We start from the raw sequence: 17226 nt of genomic DNA, 5'->3' as shown, positions 1-17226 counted from the left end.
CTAAGGTTTACTCCCAAAACCCGCAACCCAAAAAAACAAAAAATCAAAAGTTTTTCTCTGATGCAGATTTTTATACTTAAAATCAATTAGATATGATGGAATTCTCTCGCCCAAAACCGCCTAAACCAGCCAAGAACACTCGAAACTTCAGAGCCCTGCCCCCTTATGCACACGGTTACCCACAGACTCGGCGTCGATTCAGGCGGAGTCTGCAGTTTTGCTTCCGGAAACGAGTCTTGGAGTCGGCAAACGCAAGGCAAGAAGTGTGAGAATGATCGTCAGATAGACAAGCGGCTCGATCTGGAACCCTTTGGCCAGCATCACGAAGTGTAAGGCACCCAACAGAGCGACTGGGTACACCAAACGGTGGAGCTTGCGCCAACGCGTCCCTAACCTGCGCACCGACCAATTGTTGGAAGTCACCGCCAGCGGCACCATAAGAAGGAAGGCCGCCATGCCGACCGTGATATAAGGACGCTTGAGAATATCCGCCCAAATCTGACTGGGAAGCTGTACATCCAAGATCAGCCAAACAAGAAGATGCAGACTGACATATGAAAATGTCAGCACTCCAATCGCGCGCCGGAACTTCATCAGGTTCAGACCCGCAATCCGGCGCAGGGGCGTGATTGCCAGACCAGCGATCAAAAGTTGCAGGGCCAGTTCGCCATAGCGATGCTCCAGCGCTTCGATCGGGTCGATACCCAGCCCCCCGGACAGGCCGAGGTAAAACAGCCAGGGCGCAGGTAGCGCGCCAAGCAGGTAAATGGCCCATACCGGAATACGGCGGAATATCTGGTTCACGGCCTGCATGGGCTTAGTAGTTTTTGGCCAGATCCAAGCCTTCATACAGGCTGGCGACCTCTTCCTCGTAGCCGTTGAACATGAGAGTGGGGATTCGTTTGGCAAACAGACCGCCGCCAATGCGACGCTCGGACGCCTGAGACCAACGCGGATGATCAACCTTCGGATTCACATTGCTGTAAAACCCGTATTCGCGGGGGTTCGACATGTTCCAGCTTGTGGGCGGCTCTACATCGGTCAGCGTGATGCGCACGATCGATTTGATCGACTTGAACCCGTATTTCCACGGAACCACCAAACGCAAAGGCGCGCCATTCTGGTTCGGAATCGTTTTCCCGTAAATTCCGGTGGCTATGAACGTCAGAGGGTGCATCGCCTCATCCAGACGCAAGCCTTCACGATACGGCCATTCAAGAATGGGGAAGCGTGTTCCGGGCATCTCATCCGGGCGGTACGCGGTTTCAAAGGCCACATATTTCGCACTCTCCTGAACTCCGGCCATATTCAGCAGGTCGGCGAGTTCGAAACCGTTCCACGGAATGACCATTGACCACGCTTCAACACAACGGAAACGATAGATCCGCTCTTCGATGGTCATCTCAGACAGAATATCCTTAAAGTCATACTCACCCGGGCGATCCACCAAGCCGTCGATCTTGACGCTCCAGGGTTCGGTCACAAGAGAACCGGCATACTTAGCAGGGTCATCTTTTCCGGTCCCGAACTCATAATAGTTGTTGTAGCTCGTGATCTCTTCCCATGTATTCGGTTCCAACGCGTCTTGCGCTGCAGCCGGGCGCGCCATCGCGGTTAGCCCAACACCTGCCAGACCGGCCATCACCTGCCGCCGGTTCAGGAACGCCGCCTTTGGCGTGACGTCGGCTTGTGTCAAAGTATTGGTCCAGCGATGCGCCATGTATGTCTCCGTCGTGTCCACGTGTCAGTCTTGACTTAATGCGCTGATAGCACAGCGCCAGCGAAACAGGCGTAACGATTGAGCGAAGTGACTGTAACGTTCTCAAATCGGACGCCTCGAAAAGACCGGAGCATTCTGCCTGTTCAGCTCTTCTTTTCGACTGCTTTGGCCGAGCTATTTATCGGAAACCTTTACAAAAGCGCCTACCGGACTGCACTCTGTCACGCAGGCATCGCACGCGTTCCTGCGCGTTGCTTGTCTGTTATTGTAGCCGTTTCGCCGCAAAAGGGAGGAAGAACTATGTGTGACATCTGTGTAATGAATGCCGTCAAGGACAGGATGCTGTCTCGGCGCGGGTTCTTCAAAGCTGCAGCTGCGACAGGCGTTGCCGCCGTCGCAACCGGTGGTACGGCCCCCGCATCGCTGGCCGCAGGACATGGCGGCATCGAGGATATGACCCACACGCTCAGCCCGGAATTTCCGACATGGGGCGGTGACCCTGGCATTTCGGCAGAACAGGCTTTCAACTTTGCAGATCACGGTTTCAACCTGTTCAATTTGTCGATCAATGAACACACAGGCACCCATATCGACGCCCCGCTGCACTTTTCCGCGGATGGCACATCGGTCGATGAGATCCCGGTCAACGACCTGGTCGCGCCATTATGTGTAGTCGATATCGCCGCCCGCGCGGCTGAGGACGCAGACACACGAGTCACGCCAGACGATCTGAAGGCATGGATATCGGCGAACGGAGACATCCCTGACGGTGCCTGCGTGGCGATGCATTCCGGCTGGGGCGGAAAAACAGCCACAGATGAATTCCGCAACTTCGATGGCGAAGCGCAGCACTATCCCGGCTTTCATGTCGAAGCGGCGCAGATGCTGATGGAAGATACCGGCGCGCGGTCGATTGCTGTGGATACGCTGTCGCTGGATCACGGCATGTCGGCAGATTTTGCCACCCATTATGCGTGGCTGCCTTCAGGCCGGTTTGGGATTGAATGCCTGGCCAATCTGGATCGGGTGCCGCCATCCGGCGCGACGCTGGTCATAGGCGCGCCAAAACACGCAGGCGGTACTGGCGGCCCAGCGCGGATTTTTGCGCTAGTGTAAAAAACTGCACAAAATAAAATTAAGGCTCACCCTGATGGTGAGCCTGTTTTGAACTGATCCCCAGCTGTCAGGATGTTCTGCTTGACCTAAAGGTACCTTGAGCAATCAAGGTGCCTCGGGAAAGCCAGATTGAATCAGAAAGTCCCGATCATGCACATCCTGACCGTCCTTGACCATCCAGACCCAAACTCATTTACCGCCGCCGCAGCGCGGATGTTCATGGATGGTGCGAAGGCAGCCGGTCACACGACAGAATTTGCTGACTTGCATGCCGAGGAATTCGATCCGCGTTGGACTGTGGCGGACATAGAGGGGGATTCGGCGTCCGCACCACTTGCAGACATACGATACGAGCAAGAACGTATCTCTCGCTCGGATGCTATCTGTCTCGCGTTTCCGCTTTTCTGGTGGGGAATGCCGTCAATGATGAAAGGTTGGGTTGACCGCGTCTGGTCATGGGGTTGGGCATATGATCAGTTGGATGATCGCGAAAAATCGCTGCAACGGCCCAGATCCGGGGTCTTGCTGATACCCGCTGGCGCGCGATCCGACGAAATGGAGGACGCCGGATATCTGAATGCAATGGAAACCCTCTGGACACAGGGCACATTCGGATATTTTGGGTTCTCGCCCCGCAAGCTGGAAATCCTCTGTGGATCCACAGGGTCAGAAGAACGTCGCGAAGCCCTTCTGGAGCAAAGCTACAACGCAGGTCTGACCATACCGCCACCTCGGCAGCCCAGAGGTTTATGGGCGCAATGGAACATCAGGCATTGATATATGGTAGATGCTGAAAAAAGACCCGCTGAAACAGCGGGTCTCTCTTTCCGTTTTGATCAATGCACCACGGCATCATCCGGGCGAGGTCGGTCTGACGTGCCCAAACGGTCGCCTATGATCAGACCATCGGTTCCGGCGGTCACCGGAACGGTCTCTCCATCCTTGATCTCGCCGGCCAGCAGCGCTTCGGCCAGCGGGTTCTGCAAGGCGCGCTGAATCACACGCTTCAAGGGACGCGCGCCAAAGACCGGATCATAGCCTTCATTGGCCAGCCACTCCTTGGCACCGTCGTCCAGCACCAGCTCGATCTTGCGAGCAGCCAGTCGTTTCTGCAGACGCGCCATCTGGATATCAACGATGCCATCCATATCGGCCCGCTTGAGCCGGTCAAAGATGATGGTCTCGTCCAGACGGTTCAGGAACTCGGGCCGGAAATGCGCCCGGACCGCATCCATCACGTCACGCCGCGCTTGCGCGCTGTCCGCACCTTCGGGCAACTGGCTCAGCGCCTGAGAGCCGAGGTTCGAGGTCAGGATGATCAGCGTCTGCTTGAAGTCCACGGTGCGGCCCTGACCATCGGTCAGAACGCCATCATCCAGAACCTGCAACAGCACGTTGAACACATCAGGGTGCGCTTTTTCGACCTCGTCAAACAACACAACCTGATAGGGCCTGCGCCGTACGGCTTCGGTCAGCACACCGCCTTCGTCATAGCCGACATAGCCCGGAGGGGCACCTATCAGACGGGCAACCGCATGTTTTTCCATGAACTCGGACATATCGATGCGGACCATCGCATTGTCGTCGTCGAACAGGAAATTCGCCACGGCTTTGGTCAGCTCTGTCTTACCCACACCGGTCGGGCCAAGGAACAAGAACGAGCCCAGCGGACGACCTTCGTCGTTCAGCCCCGCACGCGCACGACGTACGGCGTTGGCGACAGCGGTCACCGCTGCATCCTGACCGATCACGCGAGAATGCAGATCATCTTCCATCCGCAGCAACTTCTCGCGCTCACCTTCCAGCATTTTCGAGGTCGGAATACCCGTCCAGCGTTCGACCACAGCAGCGATCTGCGTCGGGCGCACCGTTTCCTCGGCCATCATGGCGTTGCTTTCGGCGTTTTCGGCCTCGGTCAGCTTTTTCTCAAGCTCTGGGATGACGCCATAGGACAGCTCACCGGCCTTGGCCAGGTTACCTTCGCGCTTGGCGATTTCCAGATCAGCCCGCGCTTTGTCGAGCTGCTCTTTCAGATCACGGGCACCAGCCAGCTTGTCGCGTTCGGCCTGCCATTGGGCCGTCATCTCGGCAGATTTCTCCTGCAGGTCGGCCAGATCCTTTTGCAAGGTTTCCAGACGGTCCTTCGAGGCCGCGTCGTCTTCAAGCTTCAGCGCCTCTTCCTCGATCTGCATCTGCAGGATCTGGCGATCCAGCTGGTCGAGCTCTTCCGGCTTACTATCCACCTCCATCCGCAGGCGCGACGCTGCCTCATCAACAAGGTCGATGGCTTTATCTGGCAGGAACCTGTCAGTGATATAGCGATGCGAGAGCGTCGCCGCCGACACCAATGCCGAATCCGAGATGCGCACGCCATGGTGCAGCTCGTACTTTTCCTTGATGCCCCGCAGGATGCTGATCGTATCCTCGACGGTTGGCTCGGTCACCATCACGGGCTGGAACCGGCGCGCAAGGGCCGCGTCTTTTTCAACATATTTACGGTACTCATCCAGCGTGGTCGCGCCGATACAATGCAGCTCACCCCGGGCAAGCGCGGGCTTGATCAGGTTGGCGGCGTCCATCGCGCCGTCGGACTTCCCGGCCCCAACCAGCGTATGCATCTCATCGATGAACAGAATGATCTCACCAGCGGCCTCGGTCACTTCGGTCAGAACGGCCTTCAGTCGTTCTTCGAACTCACCACGGTACTTCGCACCAGCAATCAGCGCGCCCATGTCGAGCGCGAGCAGCTTCTTGTCCTTCAGCGATTCCGGCACGTCGCCGTTGACGATGCGCAGGGCCATTCCCTCGGCAATCGCGGTTTTACCCACGCCAGGTTCCCCGATCAGAACCGGGTTGTTCTTGGTGCGGCGCGACAGAACCTGCATCGAGCGGCGGATTTCCTCATCCCGCCCGATGATCGGGTCAATCTTACCTTCAGCCGCAGCTTCAGTCAGATCGCGCGCATATTTCTTGAGCGCGTCATAGCCCTCTTCCGCCGATGCGGTATCAGCGGTGCGACCCTTGCGGATGTCATTGATCGCCTCATTGAGTTTCTGGGCAGACACCGCACCAGCCTCCAAAGCGTCCTTAGCTTTGGATTTCACCATGCACAGCGCCATCAGCACCCGTTCAACCGGCACAAAGCTATCGCCCGCTTTGGTGGCGATCTTCTCAGCCTCGTCCAGAACTTTGGCGGTCTGTCCGTCCATGTAAATCTGGCTCGCGTCGCCGCTGACCTTCGGGATTTTGCCCATCGCGACGTCCAGCGCCTCGACCACGCGGTTGGGCGCGCCGCCAGCACGTGTGATCAGGTTGCTCGCCAGCCCCTGATCGTCATCCATCAATGCTTTGAGTATATGTGTTGGCTCCAGCCTCTGGTGCCCCTCGCGCAGCGCAATGGTCTGCGCAGCCTGCACGAATCCCCGTGCCCGCTCGGTGAACTTGTTCAAGTCCATGATATTCTCCTTTTCCAAGCGCCCCGTTTTGACATGCCCGCTTGGCGGCACATATCGGTCGAAGCCTCACATTCAATCTGGGAAATATCTTTGCCGGTTCAAGAGGCTAAGACGCAGAAATCGCCGTTATTCGCGCTGTATGGTGTAGACGGTGTAACCTCCGGTCTCGGCGACCTGAACCGCACCCAGATCATCCACGAGGGACTGTGCCGCCGCGCTTCCTGTCGGGCATGACACCAGATCAGCCGTATGGTCCAGGAATTCCACGGTAAAACCCGTTTCGCCCGTAAGCTGGCACCAATCATCCTCGGACCTGTAGCCACCCACAAGACGCAGATCATCATTTGTGGGTGCAGGAGCAGCCCCGGTTTCCGGTGTTTCGGGCGGGGTTTCGTCACATGCAGCCAGCGCAACCAATACGCCCAGCACAACCAGCTTTTTCATTTTCTGTCCCTTGCTGTGAAATCAAATACTCAATACCCGGCACGATAGCACAAAATGAACGTGCCCGCGCCCGGCTTCGAAGATGGACAGAACCGCCCGAACCCGCTAGGAGGCAGACGTTTGCCAAAAAGGAGCGCCCCATGTCCGATGATCGCCTTATCGTCGCCCTCGATGTCCCTAACGCCCTGCAGGGTCTGGCCATGGCTGAACGGCTGGGCGACAGCGTGTCCTTCTACAAGATCGGCTTGGGCATGTTGACGGGTGGCGGGCTGGCTTTGGCCAATGAGCTGAAACAGGACCACGACAAACGTATCTTTCTGGACATGAAACTGTTCGACATTGGCAATACGGTTGAAAACGCAGTGCGGGGGCTGGCGCAGTTCGATCTGGATTTCCTGACTGTACATGGCGACCCACATGTTGTGCGCGCCGCCAAAGAAGGTGCATCGGGCAAGGATTTGAAAATCCTTGCTGTGACCATCCTGACTTCGCTGAACCGCGACGATCTGGACGCCAGCCTGATCAAAGCTGGCGACGTGCAGGACTTGGTGGTCGAACGCGCAGCCAAAGCGCTGGAGGCCGGGGCTGATGGCGTTATCGCCAGCCCGCAGGAGGCTGCCCTGATCCGCGCACTGCCTCAGGCCGACGGTCGCCTGATTGTCACCCCCGGTGTGCGTCCAGCAGGTGCAGCACTTGGTGATCAGAAACGAGTAGCAACACCGGCCAACGCGATTCGGAATGGTGCGGATCACATCGTCGTGGGCCGTCCGATTTATCAGGCAGAAGATCCAAAAACCGCCGCCGAGGCTGTTCTGGCCGAGTTAAATTCTCTGAAAGTGCACTGACCATTTCAAGTGTTTCGGACGGTTTTCGTGTTCGAGTTTCACCGCAACAAGTTGACGTTGCGTCAATTTTTTGCAGAACCGCGCCAAATCGTCCCTGTGCCAGAAAACACACATTCAAAAGGTGAGTTTTGGCGACACGGCCTTCCACCTATCGAAAACCGAAAAACTTAGCGATTCTTTGGGGAAGTTACTCCCCAACGGACCATTTCTTCCTGAGGTTCGTTACTTCCCCCCGCCACATTGCGGGGGGTTTTCTTTTCCTCAATGACCTATGATCGAAGTTGAGGAATGTTCTAGAGAAACCCCAAGCCAACTGCGGAGCGCATGAGGACGCAGATGCCCGGTCTTTGCCGAGATTGCCTGACACCTTCAAGGAACGAACGTCGCTGTGCAGCCTGCGGCAGCCCAAGGGTCAAGTCGCACCCTGAACTGTTTGACCTGTCCATCGCGCATATGGATTGCGACGCCTTCTACGCATCAGTGGAAAAGCGTGACAATCCCGAGCTTGCGGACAAGCCCGTCATCATAGGTGGCGGGAAGCGGGGAGTTGTATCGACGGCGTGTTATGTGGCGCGCATACGCGGCGTCCGATCGGCGATGCCCATGTTCAAGGCTATCCAACTCTGCCCCGAAGCCGTCGTGATCAAACCACGCATGTCTGTGTATGCCGAAGTATCGCGCGAGATACGCGCCATGATGGATGAATTGACGCCGGTCGTGGAACCGCTGTCTCTGGACGAGGCATTCATGGATCTTTCCGGCACCGAGCGATTGCACGGGGTACCCCCCGCGATCATGCTGGCGCGGCTGGTCAAACGAATGAAGGAAGAGTTGGGCGTGACCGGCTCTATCGGGCTGAGCCACAACAAATTCCTCGCCAAGGTCGCGTCTGATCTCGACAAGCCGCGCGGCTTCTCTGTGATCGGCAAAGCCGAGACGGCAGATTTTCTGAACGACAAACCTGTGCGGCTGATCTGGGGTATTGGCCCCGCAGCGCAAGAGTCGCTGGAACGGGCCGGGATTCGAAGCTTCAACGATTTGCTGCGGTGGGATCAGGAGGCGCTCACCGCGCGCTTTGGAGCGATGGGGTATCGCCTGTGGCATCTGGCCCGGGGACAGGACAAACGGCGTGTCTCGGCCCATGAGCCTATGAAATCCATCAGCAACGAGACCACATTTTTCGAAGACACAGCTAACCCTGAAATTTTAGACGGACATCTGTGGCGCATGGCCCTGAAAGTCTCGGACCGGGCCAAGGCCAAGGATCTTGCAGGGCGGGTTGTCACGCTCAAGCTCAAGAAGGCCAATCACAAAACCCTGACAAGACGCGTGTCCCTTCGGGATGCGACGCAGATTGCCGACCGGATCTATCGCACGGCAAAGGGGCTGTTCGATCAGGTGGGTGATCAGGGACCCTATCGGCTTTTGGGATGCGGCCTGTCTGATCTGTGCCCGGCTGATCAAGCTGATATGTCGGGTGATCTGCTTGATCCTGGTGCATCCCGCAGATCGCAGGCTGAACGTGCAACTGACGAGATCCGCCAAAGGTTCGGCTCAGACGCCATTGTGAAAGGTCGCGCGCTGCGCTGAGGTTATTCGGCCGCCAGACGAACCGAGTCCGCTCCGATGTTGGCAATCTCGCGCACCACCTGCCGCAGAAGTTTCGCAAACGCCATGAAATTGGAGTTTGGTGCGATCCTCTCTTCGTCCATATAGAGTGCGCGGTCGATCTCGATCTGGATTGCATGCTGATGGCGACCGGGACGTCCGTAAGTCTGAGTGACATAAGCCCCGGCAAACGGTGCATTGCGCGCCACGTTCAGACCTGCCGAAACAAAGGCCGATTCAACCAGATCCACAATTTCCGAAGACGCCGACGCGCCAAACCGATCCCCCAGCACGATTTCGGGCCGCTTGCTGCGGGCTGTACCGGCCATCGAAACCGCCTCATGCGGCATAGAATGGCAATCCACCAAAATCGCCTGACCGAACTTTTCATGCGATTCGTTCAGCAAAGACTTCAATCTCGCGTGATAAGGGCGCCAGTAGGTGTCGATACGCAGCCGCGCCTCATCCATGGTCAGCTTTCCGCTGTAGATCGCCCGACCATTGGCCACGACGCGGGGAATCACCCCCAGCCCCGAAGCGACCCGCGGATTATGTCCATGCCGGCGCGCGCCGCTGATCAGGGCGGGGTCAAGTTCATCCAGGCTGCGATTCAAATCCAGATATGCGCGGGGCATGGCCGCTTTGATCAATGGCGCACCGCATTCAGCAGCAGGCGCAAATAGTTGATCCACAAAGGCATCTTCGGATGAACGAATCACGTTTTGATTCAGAACCGAACGCTTCAGAAAGGCCGCCGGATACTCTCGCCCGCTATGAGGGGACGAAAAAACCACGCATGAACTGCGGTTTTCGGGCATATCCAATACAAAGGCTGCGTTCTGCATGATTTCTCCATGTTCGTAATCAACATAGACTGGAAAATTGTTCTTCCAAACCCCTTGAACCCCTGAACGACTCCTTTTATAGACCCCGCTACCGGCGCGGTGATCCGCGCCCCATTTCGTTATGGGGCTGGGCACGCAAAGGGAAAGTGGGCGGTTAGCTCAGCGGTAGAGCACTTCGTTGACATCGAAGGGGTCACAAGTTCGATCCTTGTACCGCCCACCATCGTTTCACTGTTCCGGGTTTCCGGGGCACCCGCTAACCCAGGCGCTGGCCACGTCCTTGATGAAGGCGCCGCAGATTGGAGACAGACCCATGAAGGTCAAGAACTCGCTCCGCTCGCTCAAGAACCGGCACCGTGACTGCCGTATTGTGCGTCGCAAAGGCCGCGTCTACGTGATCAACAAGACGCAGCGCAAGTTCAAAGCCCGCCAAGGCTAAGAACTGCGAAAAATCGTTTTCAGAAACCGCGCCTTCGAGCGCGGTTTTTTTTGTTTTTTTGGCACCTTTATCGTGAAAAGAATCCTGAAAATTAGAGAAAAGCAGACTTGCGACCATTTTGACCAAGTAAAACTGTCGGAATTTCTTGCATCCAATGTGAAATAGTATAATTGAGCAAAACAGTCGGGTTAATCTCCGACACGAAATTCAATTGTTGGAGTACACTATGCTGAAATCCACAACCTGCCTGGCTGCCGCCCTGTCGGCATTGGTTGCCACCACCGCTGTCGCTGAAGGTGAACTGAACCTGTATTCATCGCGCCACTATGACACTGACGAGCGCCTCTACACCGATTTCGAAGAGGCCACTGGCATCACCATCAACCGAATCGAAGGCAAGGCCGACGAGCTGATCGCGCGGATGGAAGCAGAAGGCGCCAACTCGCCCGCAGACGTCATGCTGACCGTTGACACCTCACGTCTGGCGCGCGCCAAGGACGCTGGTATCCTGCAGTCGATCGAAAGCGCAACTCTGGAAGAGCGTATTCCTGGTAACCTGCAAGACAGTGACAATCAGTGGTTCGGCTTTTCGCAGCGTGGTCGGATTATTTTCTACAACAAGGAAAACGTCACCAACCCACCGGCCACCTATGCCGATCTGGCCAAGCCGGAATACAAGGGTCTGATCTGCATCCGGTCTTCGACCAACACGTACAACCAAACCCTGTTGGCATCGATCATTACCCATGAAGGCGCGGATGCGGCCAAAGCCTGGGCAGAAGGTATCGTCGCCAACATGGCACGTGATCCACAGGGGGGTGACACCGACCAGCTACGCGGCATCGTTTCGGGTGAATGTGACATCGCTGTATCGAACACGTATTACTTTGCGCGCGCGGTCCGCAAAGATGTCAAAGGTCTTTCGGCGGATCGCGACATGATCGGCTGGGCTTTCCCCAACCAGGACAGCTATGGCGCGCACATGAACCTGTCGGGCGGCGGCGTTGCGGCGCATGCACCGAACAAGGAAAACGCGGTCCTGTTCCTTGAATATTTGGCAAGCGATCAGGCGCAGCAGTACTTCTCTGCGGGGAACGATGAATACCCGGCCGTTTCAAGCGTCGAATTGGCCGAGTCTGTTGCCACCCTTGGTGAGTTCAAGGCTGACGAAGTGAACCTGTCCGAGGTTGCCAAGAACATCCCCGAAGCGCAAAAGATCTTTAACGAGGTTGGCTGGAAGTAACCCCCCAAATCGTTAATACCCATGAAGGGCGCGAGATTCTCGCGCTCTTTTTTGTTTACTTTTTGTTTATTTCGTATAACTTTTCTCTTATATGAGAAATTTTCTACTAGAAGCCTATGCTCGACACCCTTTCAAATCGCCTTGCCAATCGACTGAATGAGCTGCGTCGCGGGCGCGGGTGGTCTCTGGACCAGTTGTCTGAACACAGCGGCATAAGCCGCGCCACCCTATCTCGTATGGAAAAAGGTGATGTAAGCCCAACGGCAGAAAACCTTGGCCGTCTCTGCGCGGCTTACGACTTGCCGATGTCACGTCTGCTTATGATGGTCGAGGACAGTTTTGACCCCAAGATCCCGTTTGAACGCCAAGCCGAATGGAGCGACCCTGAAACAGGCTACACCCGCCGTGCAGTGTCCCCCCCCGCGAATGGTCTGAACGCCGAAGTGGTGGAAGGCCACCTGCCTCGGAACACGGTCATCACCTATGATACGCCCCCCAAATCCGGGCAAGAGCATCACCTCATTCTGGTCGACGGCGCGCTTACGCTGACGGTCGACGGAACACCACACACCCTGAACGCAGGGGATTGTATGCGTTATCACCTGTCTGGCCCGACCCGGTTCGAAACAGGCACAACGCGGGGCGCCCGGTATCTTCTGGTGCTGGTATGATCACACGTTTAACCGGATCCGAATTTGATGCGGCACTGGATGACCTGACCGAGATTCTGCACACCTGTGTTCATGACGGGGCCAGTATTGGCTTTATCCTGCCGTTCACCCAAGAAGACGCGCGCTACTATTGGCAACAAAACGTGCGGCCCGGCGTGAACGCAGGTGCATTGGAAATCTTTGCAGCGTATGACGGTCCACGCGTTGTGGGCACCGCGCAATTGATACCAGCGGCAATGCCCAACCAACCCCACCGTGCCGATGTGGCCAAGCTTTTGGTTCATCCGAACGCCAGGCGCCGCGGATATGGCCGCGCTTTGATGGAGACCCTATTTCAACGCGCGCGCGACTTGCACCGCTCGACTTTGGTGCTGGACACACGCAGCACCGATCCCTCTCGGTTGCTGTACGAAAGCCTTGGGTTTCAGATTGTGGGGGAAATACCAAAATATTGCCAAAACCCGTTCGAACCCAGGTTGGAGCCGACGACATACATGTACAAAGACCTGTCCGCCTGACGGTGGACTGCGTGATTACTCGGCTGCCGCGACCTTTGCGGGAAACTTGTTGGGCAGCAGCCCCAAACCACGCGCGTTCCGAATATCGGCCAGAAGGTCGCGCTCGGCCGCTTCGAACAAATCCTCGGGATCATCCAGAATAAAATAGCCCATCTGATGCATGTCGATACGGTACGGTGTTCGCAAGATGGTTAGGATATCGAACGGGTCCCGATCTGGAATGTCACTGCTCACGGCATAAACCAGCTCGGTCGGAGAAGACGCTAAGCCCGATCCCAGTGCTTTGATCTGGCCATCCTGGCGGCGTAAACCAAACTCGATGGAAAACCAGTACAACCTGATCAGCCAAGCGTAATCCGCATCTGTCGCCTGCTGGCCTGCCTGCCCGATGGCGTGGCTAAACGCGGCAAAACGCGGGTCGCTCAGCAATGGGGTGTGACCGAAGATCTCGTGAAAGATATCCGGTTCTTCGATATAGTCGAAATCCTCGCGCGACCGGATAAACGAAGCTGCGGGAAAAACGCGATCCGCCAGCATACCGAAAAAAGTCTTGAAACCGATCAGCGCCGGTACTGGCTGCACCCGCCACCCCGTCAGGTCCAGCAACCGATCCGAGATATCCGCGCAGCACGGCACCTTGGTTTTGGGCAAGTCCAGCCGGGCAAGCCCGTCCAGGTATTCGCGCGCCATATAGCGCTGCACATTATCCGCCTGCGCTGCGTAAAGATCGGCCCAGACAGCGTTTTCTTCGTCGGTATAGGCTATGCGGCCGCGCGCGTCAGCGACCTTGGCAACGTACTTGGTCGATTTGGGCATCCGTTTCCTCCTGCTTAAATACAGGATACCGCGCCCGGCGCGGTGGATTTGTTTTGATAACTGAATTTATTTCACTAAAATGAAACAATTAATCCGGTTGGTGACAATAAGTGAAACAAATGCTTCATCCTGCTGATATAGATATTCTCCGAGAGCTTCAGATCAGTGGACGTCTGTCGATGCAGGAACTGGCAGATCGGACTGGTTTGTCAGCCTCGCAATGCTGGCGACGAGTACGCGATCTTGAAGCAAGCGGAGTGGTCACGGGTTATCGCGCGCAGGTACCAGCTAAGGCCGTTGGCCTGAATGCCATCGCCTATGTCCATGTCGCGCTCAAAGATCACCAGGAAAAGAGCATCGCGGATTTTCTGCGTCTGGTCGAAACAGAGCCGCAGATCGTCGAATGCGCCTCGATCACCGGGGATCATGATTTCATCCTAAAGGTCTACGCCAAGACGCCCGAGGATCTGGAGGTGTTTATCATGCAACGTTTGTTGAAATCTGGTCTTGTTCGCGACACCCGAAGCAACTTTGTTCTTCGGCAAACCAAGACCCGAGGACCCTTACCGATACTATAGGGGCGACGGGCGTCCGTTTGAAATCGGTCATGGCCGTCACTACAAAAAACGCCCGGTCACCTGAAGTGGCGCCCGGGCGATCCATGCTAGGTTTCAAAAAACCGTGTTTAGAAGTGCGCCGACTTCGTGCCAGCTGGTTTTTCAACCGAAGGCGCGAACTTAGTCAGGTCGATGCCTTCAACAGCGGTCTTGTATTCGTCGATATTGGGCGTCCGACCCAAAATGGCAGACAACACCACAACCGGGGTCGAGGCCAGCAGGCTTTCGCCTTTCTTGTCGGGTGCATCGGCCACGACGCGGCCCTGGAACAGACGGGTCGAGGTGGCCAGAACAGTGTCACCCTTGGCGGCTTTTTCCTGGTTGCCCATGCAAAGGTTACAGCCGGGGCGTTCGAGATACAGGATATTCTCGTACTCGGTGCGCGCCTTCTGTTTTGGGAACAGGTCGTCAAACTCGAAGCCCGAGTATTTTTCAAGCACTTCCCAGTCGCCTTCTTCCTTCAGCTCATCGATGATGTTGTAAGTCGGGGCCGCGACCACCAGCGGTGCCTTGAATTCGACTTTACCGGTTTCCTTTTCTAGGTTCTTCAACATCTGGGCAACGATCTTGATGTCACCCTTATGCACCATGCAAGAGCCGACAAAGCCCAGATCCACATGCTTTTCAGCGTTGTAGTATGAAATCGGGCGGATCGTATCGTGGGTGTACCGCTTAGAGACATCGGCGTTATTCACGTCGGGGTCAGCGATCATTGGTTCGTTGATCTGGTCCAGATCCACAACAACCTCGGCAAAGTATTTTGCGTTATCATCGGGTTGCAGCGCCGGTTTTTCACCAGACTTGATCTGAGCAATACGCGCATCAGCAATGTTGATCAGCTTTTGCAGCATGCCGTTTTCATGCTCCATGCCTTTGTCGATCATGATCTGGATGCGTGACTTGGCCAATTCCAGCGAACCGATCAGGGTCTCGTCATTCGAGATACAGACCGAAGCCTTGGCCTTCATCTCGGCCGTCCAGTCGGTGAAGGTGAACGCTTGGTCCGCCAACAGCGTACCGATATGAACCTCGATCACTCGGCCCTGGAAGACGTTATCTCCGTGCTGTTCTAACATCTGCGCCTGTGTGGCGTGAACCACGTCGCGGAAATCCATGTGATCCGCCATTTGGCCCTTGAAGGTCACCTTGACCGATTCTGGGACTGGCATCGATGCTTCACCCGTTGCCAGTGCCAGCGCCACGGTGCCCGAGTCGGCCCCAAAGGCCACACCTTTGGACATACGCGTGTGGCTGTCACCGCCGATAATGACCGACCAGTCGTCCACGGTGATGTCGTTCAGCACCTTGTGGATCACGTCGGTCATCGAATGATAGACGCCTTTCGGATCACGACCGGTGACAAGGCCGAAGTCATTCATGAACTTCATCAGACGCGGCGTGTTGGCTTGCGCCTTGGCGTCCCAGACCGACGCAGTGTGGCAGCCGGACTGATAAGCCCCATCAACAATCGGTGACACCACGGTGGCGGCCATCGCCTCAAGTTCTTGCATGGTCATCAGGCCAGTGGTGTCCTGCGACCCAACGATGTTGACCTTCACGCGCACGTCCGATCCGGCGTGCAGGGTCTTGCCCGGCGTTGTGCCGACCGCGTTCTTGTTAAAGATCTTCTCGACAGCGGTCAGGCCCTGACCTTCATGGCTGATTTCTTTGGACGGAGCAAAGACCAAAGGTGCTTCGACGCCCAGCGTTTCGGCCGCAAATGTTTGCAGCTTCTTTCCAAAAACAATGGCGTAAGAGCCACCAGCCTTCATGAATTCCACTTTTTGCGGGGTAAAGGACGAGGACACGTCAACCAGCTCATCGCCATCCTCGCTCAGCAGCTTGTGGTTTTTGGTGTTGATCTTCAGAACTGTGCCTGTGGCAACCGAGTACTTTTCTTCCAGAATCGGGTTGCCGTCGTTGTTCAGGATCGCATTGCCGTCTTCGTCCACCTTCTTGACCCAGTTTTTCAGGTCAAGACCGATACCGCCGGTCACACCGACGGTGGTCAGGAAGATCGGAGAGATGCCGTTTGTACCCGCAACAATTGGGGCAAAATTGACAAAGGGCACATATGGGCTGGCCTGCTTACCCGTCCACAACGCCACATTGTTCACGCCGGACATACGCGAAGAACCAACGCCCATGGTCCCCTTTTCAGCGATCAGCATGACACGTTTACCGGGGTGCTGAAGCTTTAGATCCTGGATTTCCTGCTGCGCCTTTTCCGAGATCAGGCACTTGCCGTGCAGTTCGCGGTCAGCACGCGAATGCGCCTGGTTGCCTGGTGACAGAAGGTCCGTAGAAATGTCACCCTCGGCAGCCACATATGTGACGATTTCAATTTCTTCGTCGATGTCAGGCAGCTTGGTAAAAAACTCAGCCTTGGCGTAGCTTTCCAGAATGTCCCGCGCGATTGTGTTGCCGGCCTCAAGCGCGGCCTTCAGACGGTTTGTGTCCGCATCATAAAGGAAGACCTGCGTTTTCAATACCTCGGCTGCCTTGCCTGCGATTGCAGCATCATCACCCAGCGCAAGATCCAGAAGAACCTCGACCGAGGGGCCACCTTTCATGTGCGACAGCAGTTCGAACGCAAAGTCCTGCGAGATTTCTTCGACGTCAGCTTGGCCCAGAATGATCTCTTTCAGAAAGCTAGCCTTTTCGCCGGCCGCGCTGGTTGTGCCGGGCAGCGTGTTGTAGATGAAATAGTTCAGCGAGTCTGCGCGATGGTCGTTCTGGGGATCACGGATCTGATCAATGATTTCCTTCGCCAAAGCCCCGTCATCGATGGGTTTAGGGCTCAGGCCCTGCTCTTTGCGGGTTTCGATTTCATTCAGGTAATCAGTATAGAGGCTCATGACGGGTCCGACCATTTAGCTGGGTGTACCG

The 17226-nt window shown here is 56.2% G+C and carries 16 protein-coding genes and 1 tRNA gene; 10 read left to right on the top strand and 7 right to left on the bottom strand.

The window, feature by feature from the left end; all coding sequences use genetic code 11:
* Positions 1 to 198: 198 nt before the first annotated feature.
* Positions 199 to 813 (bottom strand): protein-methionine-sulfoxide reductase heme-binding subunit MsrQ, encoded by a 615-nt coding sequence (msrQ, locus tag GS630_RS21150; RefSeq protein ID WP_171181893.1) that lies wholly within the window; start codon positions 811 to 813, stop codon positions 199 to 201.
* A 4-nt stretch (positions 814 to 817) separates the two neighbouring features.
* On the bottom strand, positions 818 to 1720 hold the full coding sequence (gene msrP, locus GS630_RS21145; RefSeq protein WP_171181896.1) for a protein-methionine-sulfoxide reductase catalytic subunit MsrP: 903 nt from the start codon (positions 1718 to 1720) through the stop codon (positions 818 to 820).
* A gap of 300 nt (positions 1721 to 2020) precedes the next feature.
* Here msrP and GS630_RS21140 point away from each other — a divergent pair, with 300 nt between their 5' ends.
* Together GS630_RS21140 and GS630_RS21135 are read left to right on the top strand one after the other, a co-directional pair.
* On the top strand, positions 2021 to 2836 hold the full coding sequence (locus GS630_RS21140; RefSeq protein WP_171181897.1) for a cyclase family protein: 816 nt from the start codon (positions 2021 to 2023) through the stop codon (positions 2834 to 2836).
* Between the two features lie 129 nt (positions 2837 to 2965).
* Positions 2966 to 3613 carry an NAD(P)H-dependent oxidoreductase gene (locus GS630_RS21135; protein ID WP_171237857.1) on the top strand — a complete coding sequence of 216 codons (648 nt, stop codon included), beginning with the start codon at positions 2966 to 2968 and terminating at the stop codon, positions 3611 to 3613.
* A 59-nt stretch (positions 3614 to 3672) separates the two neighbouring features.
* On the opposite strand, the gene clpB is transcribed toward GS630_RS21135, so the two are convergent.
* Positions 3673 to 6291: an ATP-dependent chaperone ClpB gene (gene clpB / locus GS630_RS21130; protein ID WP_171181901.1), complete on the bottom strand. Its 2619-nt coding sequence runs from the start codon at positions 6289 to 6291 to the stop codon at positions 3673 to 3675.
* 126 nt (positions 6292 to 6417) lie between these two features.
* Positions 6418 to 6735, bottom strand: coding sequence for a hypothetical protein (locus tag GS630_RS21125; RefSeq protein ID WP_171181903.1), 318 nt, complete (start codon positions 6733 to 6735; stop codon positions 6418 to 6420).
* 140 nt (positions 6736 to 6875) lie between these two features.
* Here GS630_RS21125 and pyrF point away from each other — a divergent pair, with 140 nt between their 5' ends.
* Together pyrF and GS630_RS21115 are read left to right on the top strand one after the other, a co-directional pair.
* Positions 6876 to 7580, top strand: coding sequence for an orotidine-5'-phosphate decarboxylase (gene pyrF, locus GS630_RS21120; RefSeq protein WP_171181905.1), 705 nt, complete (start codon positions 6876 to 6878; stop codon positions 7578 to 7580).
* A 336-nt stretch (positions 7581 to 7916) separates the two neighbouring features.
* On the top strand, positions 7917 to 9170 hold the full coding sequence (locus tag GS630_RS21115; protein WP_171237859.1) for a DNA polymerase IV: 1254 nt from the start codon (positions 7917 to 7919) through the stop codon (positions 9168 to 9170).
* A 2-nt stretch (positions 9171 to 9172) separates the two neighbouring features.
* Here the strand turns inward: GS630_RS21115 and GS630_RS21110 are convergent, their stop codons facing one another.
* Positions 9173 to 10033, bottom strand: a complete 861-nt coding sequence (locus tag GS630_RS21110; protein ID WP_171181907.1) for an N-formylglutamate amidohydrolase — start codon at positions 10031 to 10033, stop codon at positions 9173 to 9175.
* Between the two features lie 148 nt (positions 10034 to 10181).
* Here GS630_RS21110 and GS630_RS21105 point away from each other — a divergent pair.
* The 5 genes from GS630_RS21105 to GS630_RS21085 all read left to right on the top strand — a co-directional run bounded on the left by GS630_RS21105 (position 10182) and on the right by GS630_RS21085 (position 12904).
* Positions 10182 to 10256 (top strand) — tRNA-Val (locus tag GS630_RS21105).
* A gap of 90 nt (positions 10257 to 10346) precedes the next feature.
* Complete coding sequence (gene ykgO, locus GS630_RS21100) at positions 10347 to 10472, top strand: type B 50S ribosomal protein L36 (RefSeq protein ID WP_008755722.1); 126 nt, start codon at positions 10347 to 10349, stop codon at positions 10470 to 10472.
* A 226-nt stretch (positions 10473 to 10698) separates the two neighbouring features.
* The gene (locus GS630_RS21095; protein WP_171181909.1) at positions 10699 to 11715 is read left to right on the top strand and encodes a Fe(3+) ABC transporter substrate-binding protein; all 1017 of its coding nucleotides are present in this window, start codon (positions 10699 to 10701) and stop codon (positions 11713 to 11715) included.
* Positions 11716 to 11831: 116 nt separating this feature from the next.
* The gene (locus GS630_RS21090) at positions 11832 to 12386 is read left to right on the top strand and encodes a helix-turn-helix domain-containing protein (RefSeq protein WP_171181911.1); all 555 of its coding nucleotides are present in this window, start codon (positions 11832 to 11834) and stop codon (positions 12384 to 12386) included.
* Entirely contained in the window at positions 12383 to 12904 is a 522-nt protein-coding gene (locus GS630_RS21085; RefSeq protein WP_171181913.1) for a GNAT family N-acetyltransferase, read from the top strand. Before GS630_RS21090 ends, GS630_RS21085 begins: the two co-directional genes overlap by 4 nt.
* Before the next feature lie 15 nt (positions 12905 to 12919).
* Here GS630_RS21085 and GS630_RS21080 read toward each other — a convergent pair whose 3' ends face one another.
* Positions 12920 to 13744 (bottom strand): phenylalanine 4-monooxygenase, encoded by an 825-nt coding sequence (locus GS630_RS21080; RefSeq protein ID WP_256368709.1) that lies wholly within the window; start codon positions 13742 to 13744, stop codon positions 12920 to 12922.
* A 95-nt stretch (positions 13745 to 13839) separates the two neighbouring features.
* Here GS630_RS21080 and GS630_RS21075 point away from each other — a divergent pair, with 95 nt between their 5' ends.
* Entirely contained in the window at positions 13840 to 14298 is a 459-nt protein-coding gene (locus tag GS630_RS21075) for an Lrp/AsnC family transcriptional regulator (RefSeq protein ID WP_171096703.1), read from the top strand.
* A gap of 107 nt (positions 14299 to 14405) precedes the next feature.
* Here the strand turns inward: GS630_RS21075 and GS630_RS21070 are convergent, their stop codons facing one another.
* On the bottom strand, positions 14406 to 17195 hold the full coding sequence (locus GS630_RS21070; RefSeq protein WP_171621187.1) for a bifunctional aconitate hydratase 2/2-methylisocitrate dehydratase: 2790 nt from the start codon (positions 17193 to 17195) through the stop codon (positions 14406 to 14408).
* Positions 17196 to 17226: the final 31 nt, after the last annotated feature.

This window comes from Ruegeria sp. HKCCD7303 (genome assembly GCF_013111185.1).
In the GTDB taxonomy this organism is placed as follows: domain Bacteria; phylum Pseudomonadota; class Alphaproteobacteria; order Rhodobacterales; family Rhodobacteraceae; genus Ruegeria.
The sequence above is the reverse complement of the archived record's forward strand: the minus strand, read 5'-3'. Positions and strand labels throughout refer to the sequence as shown.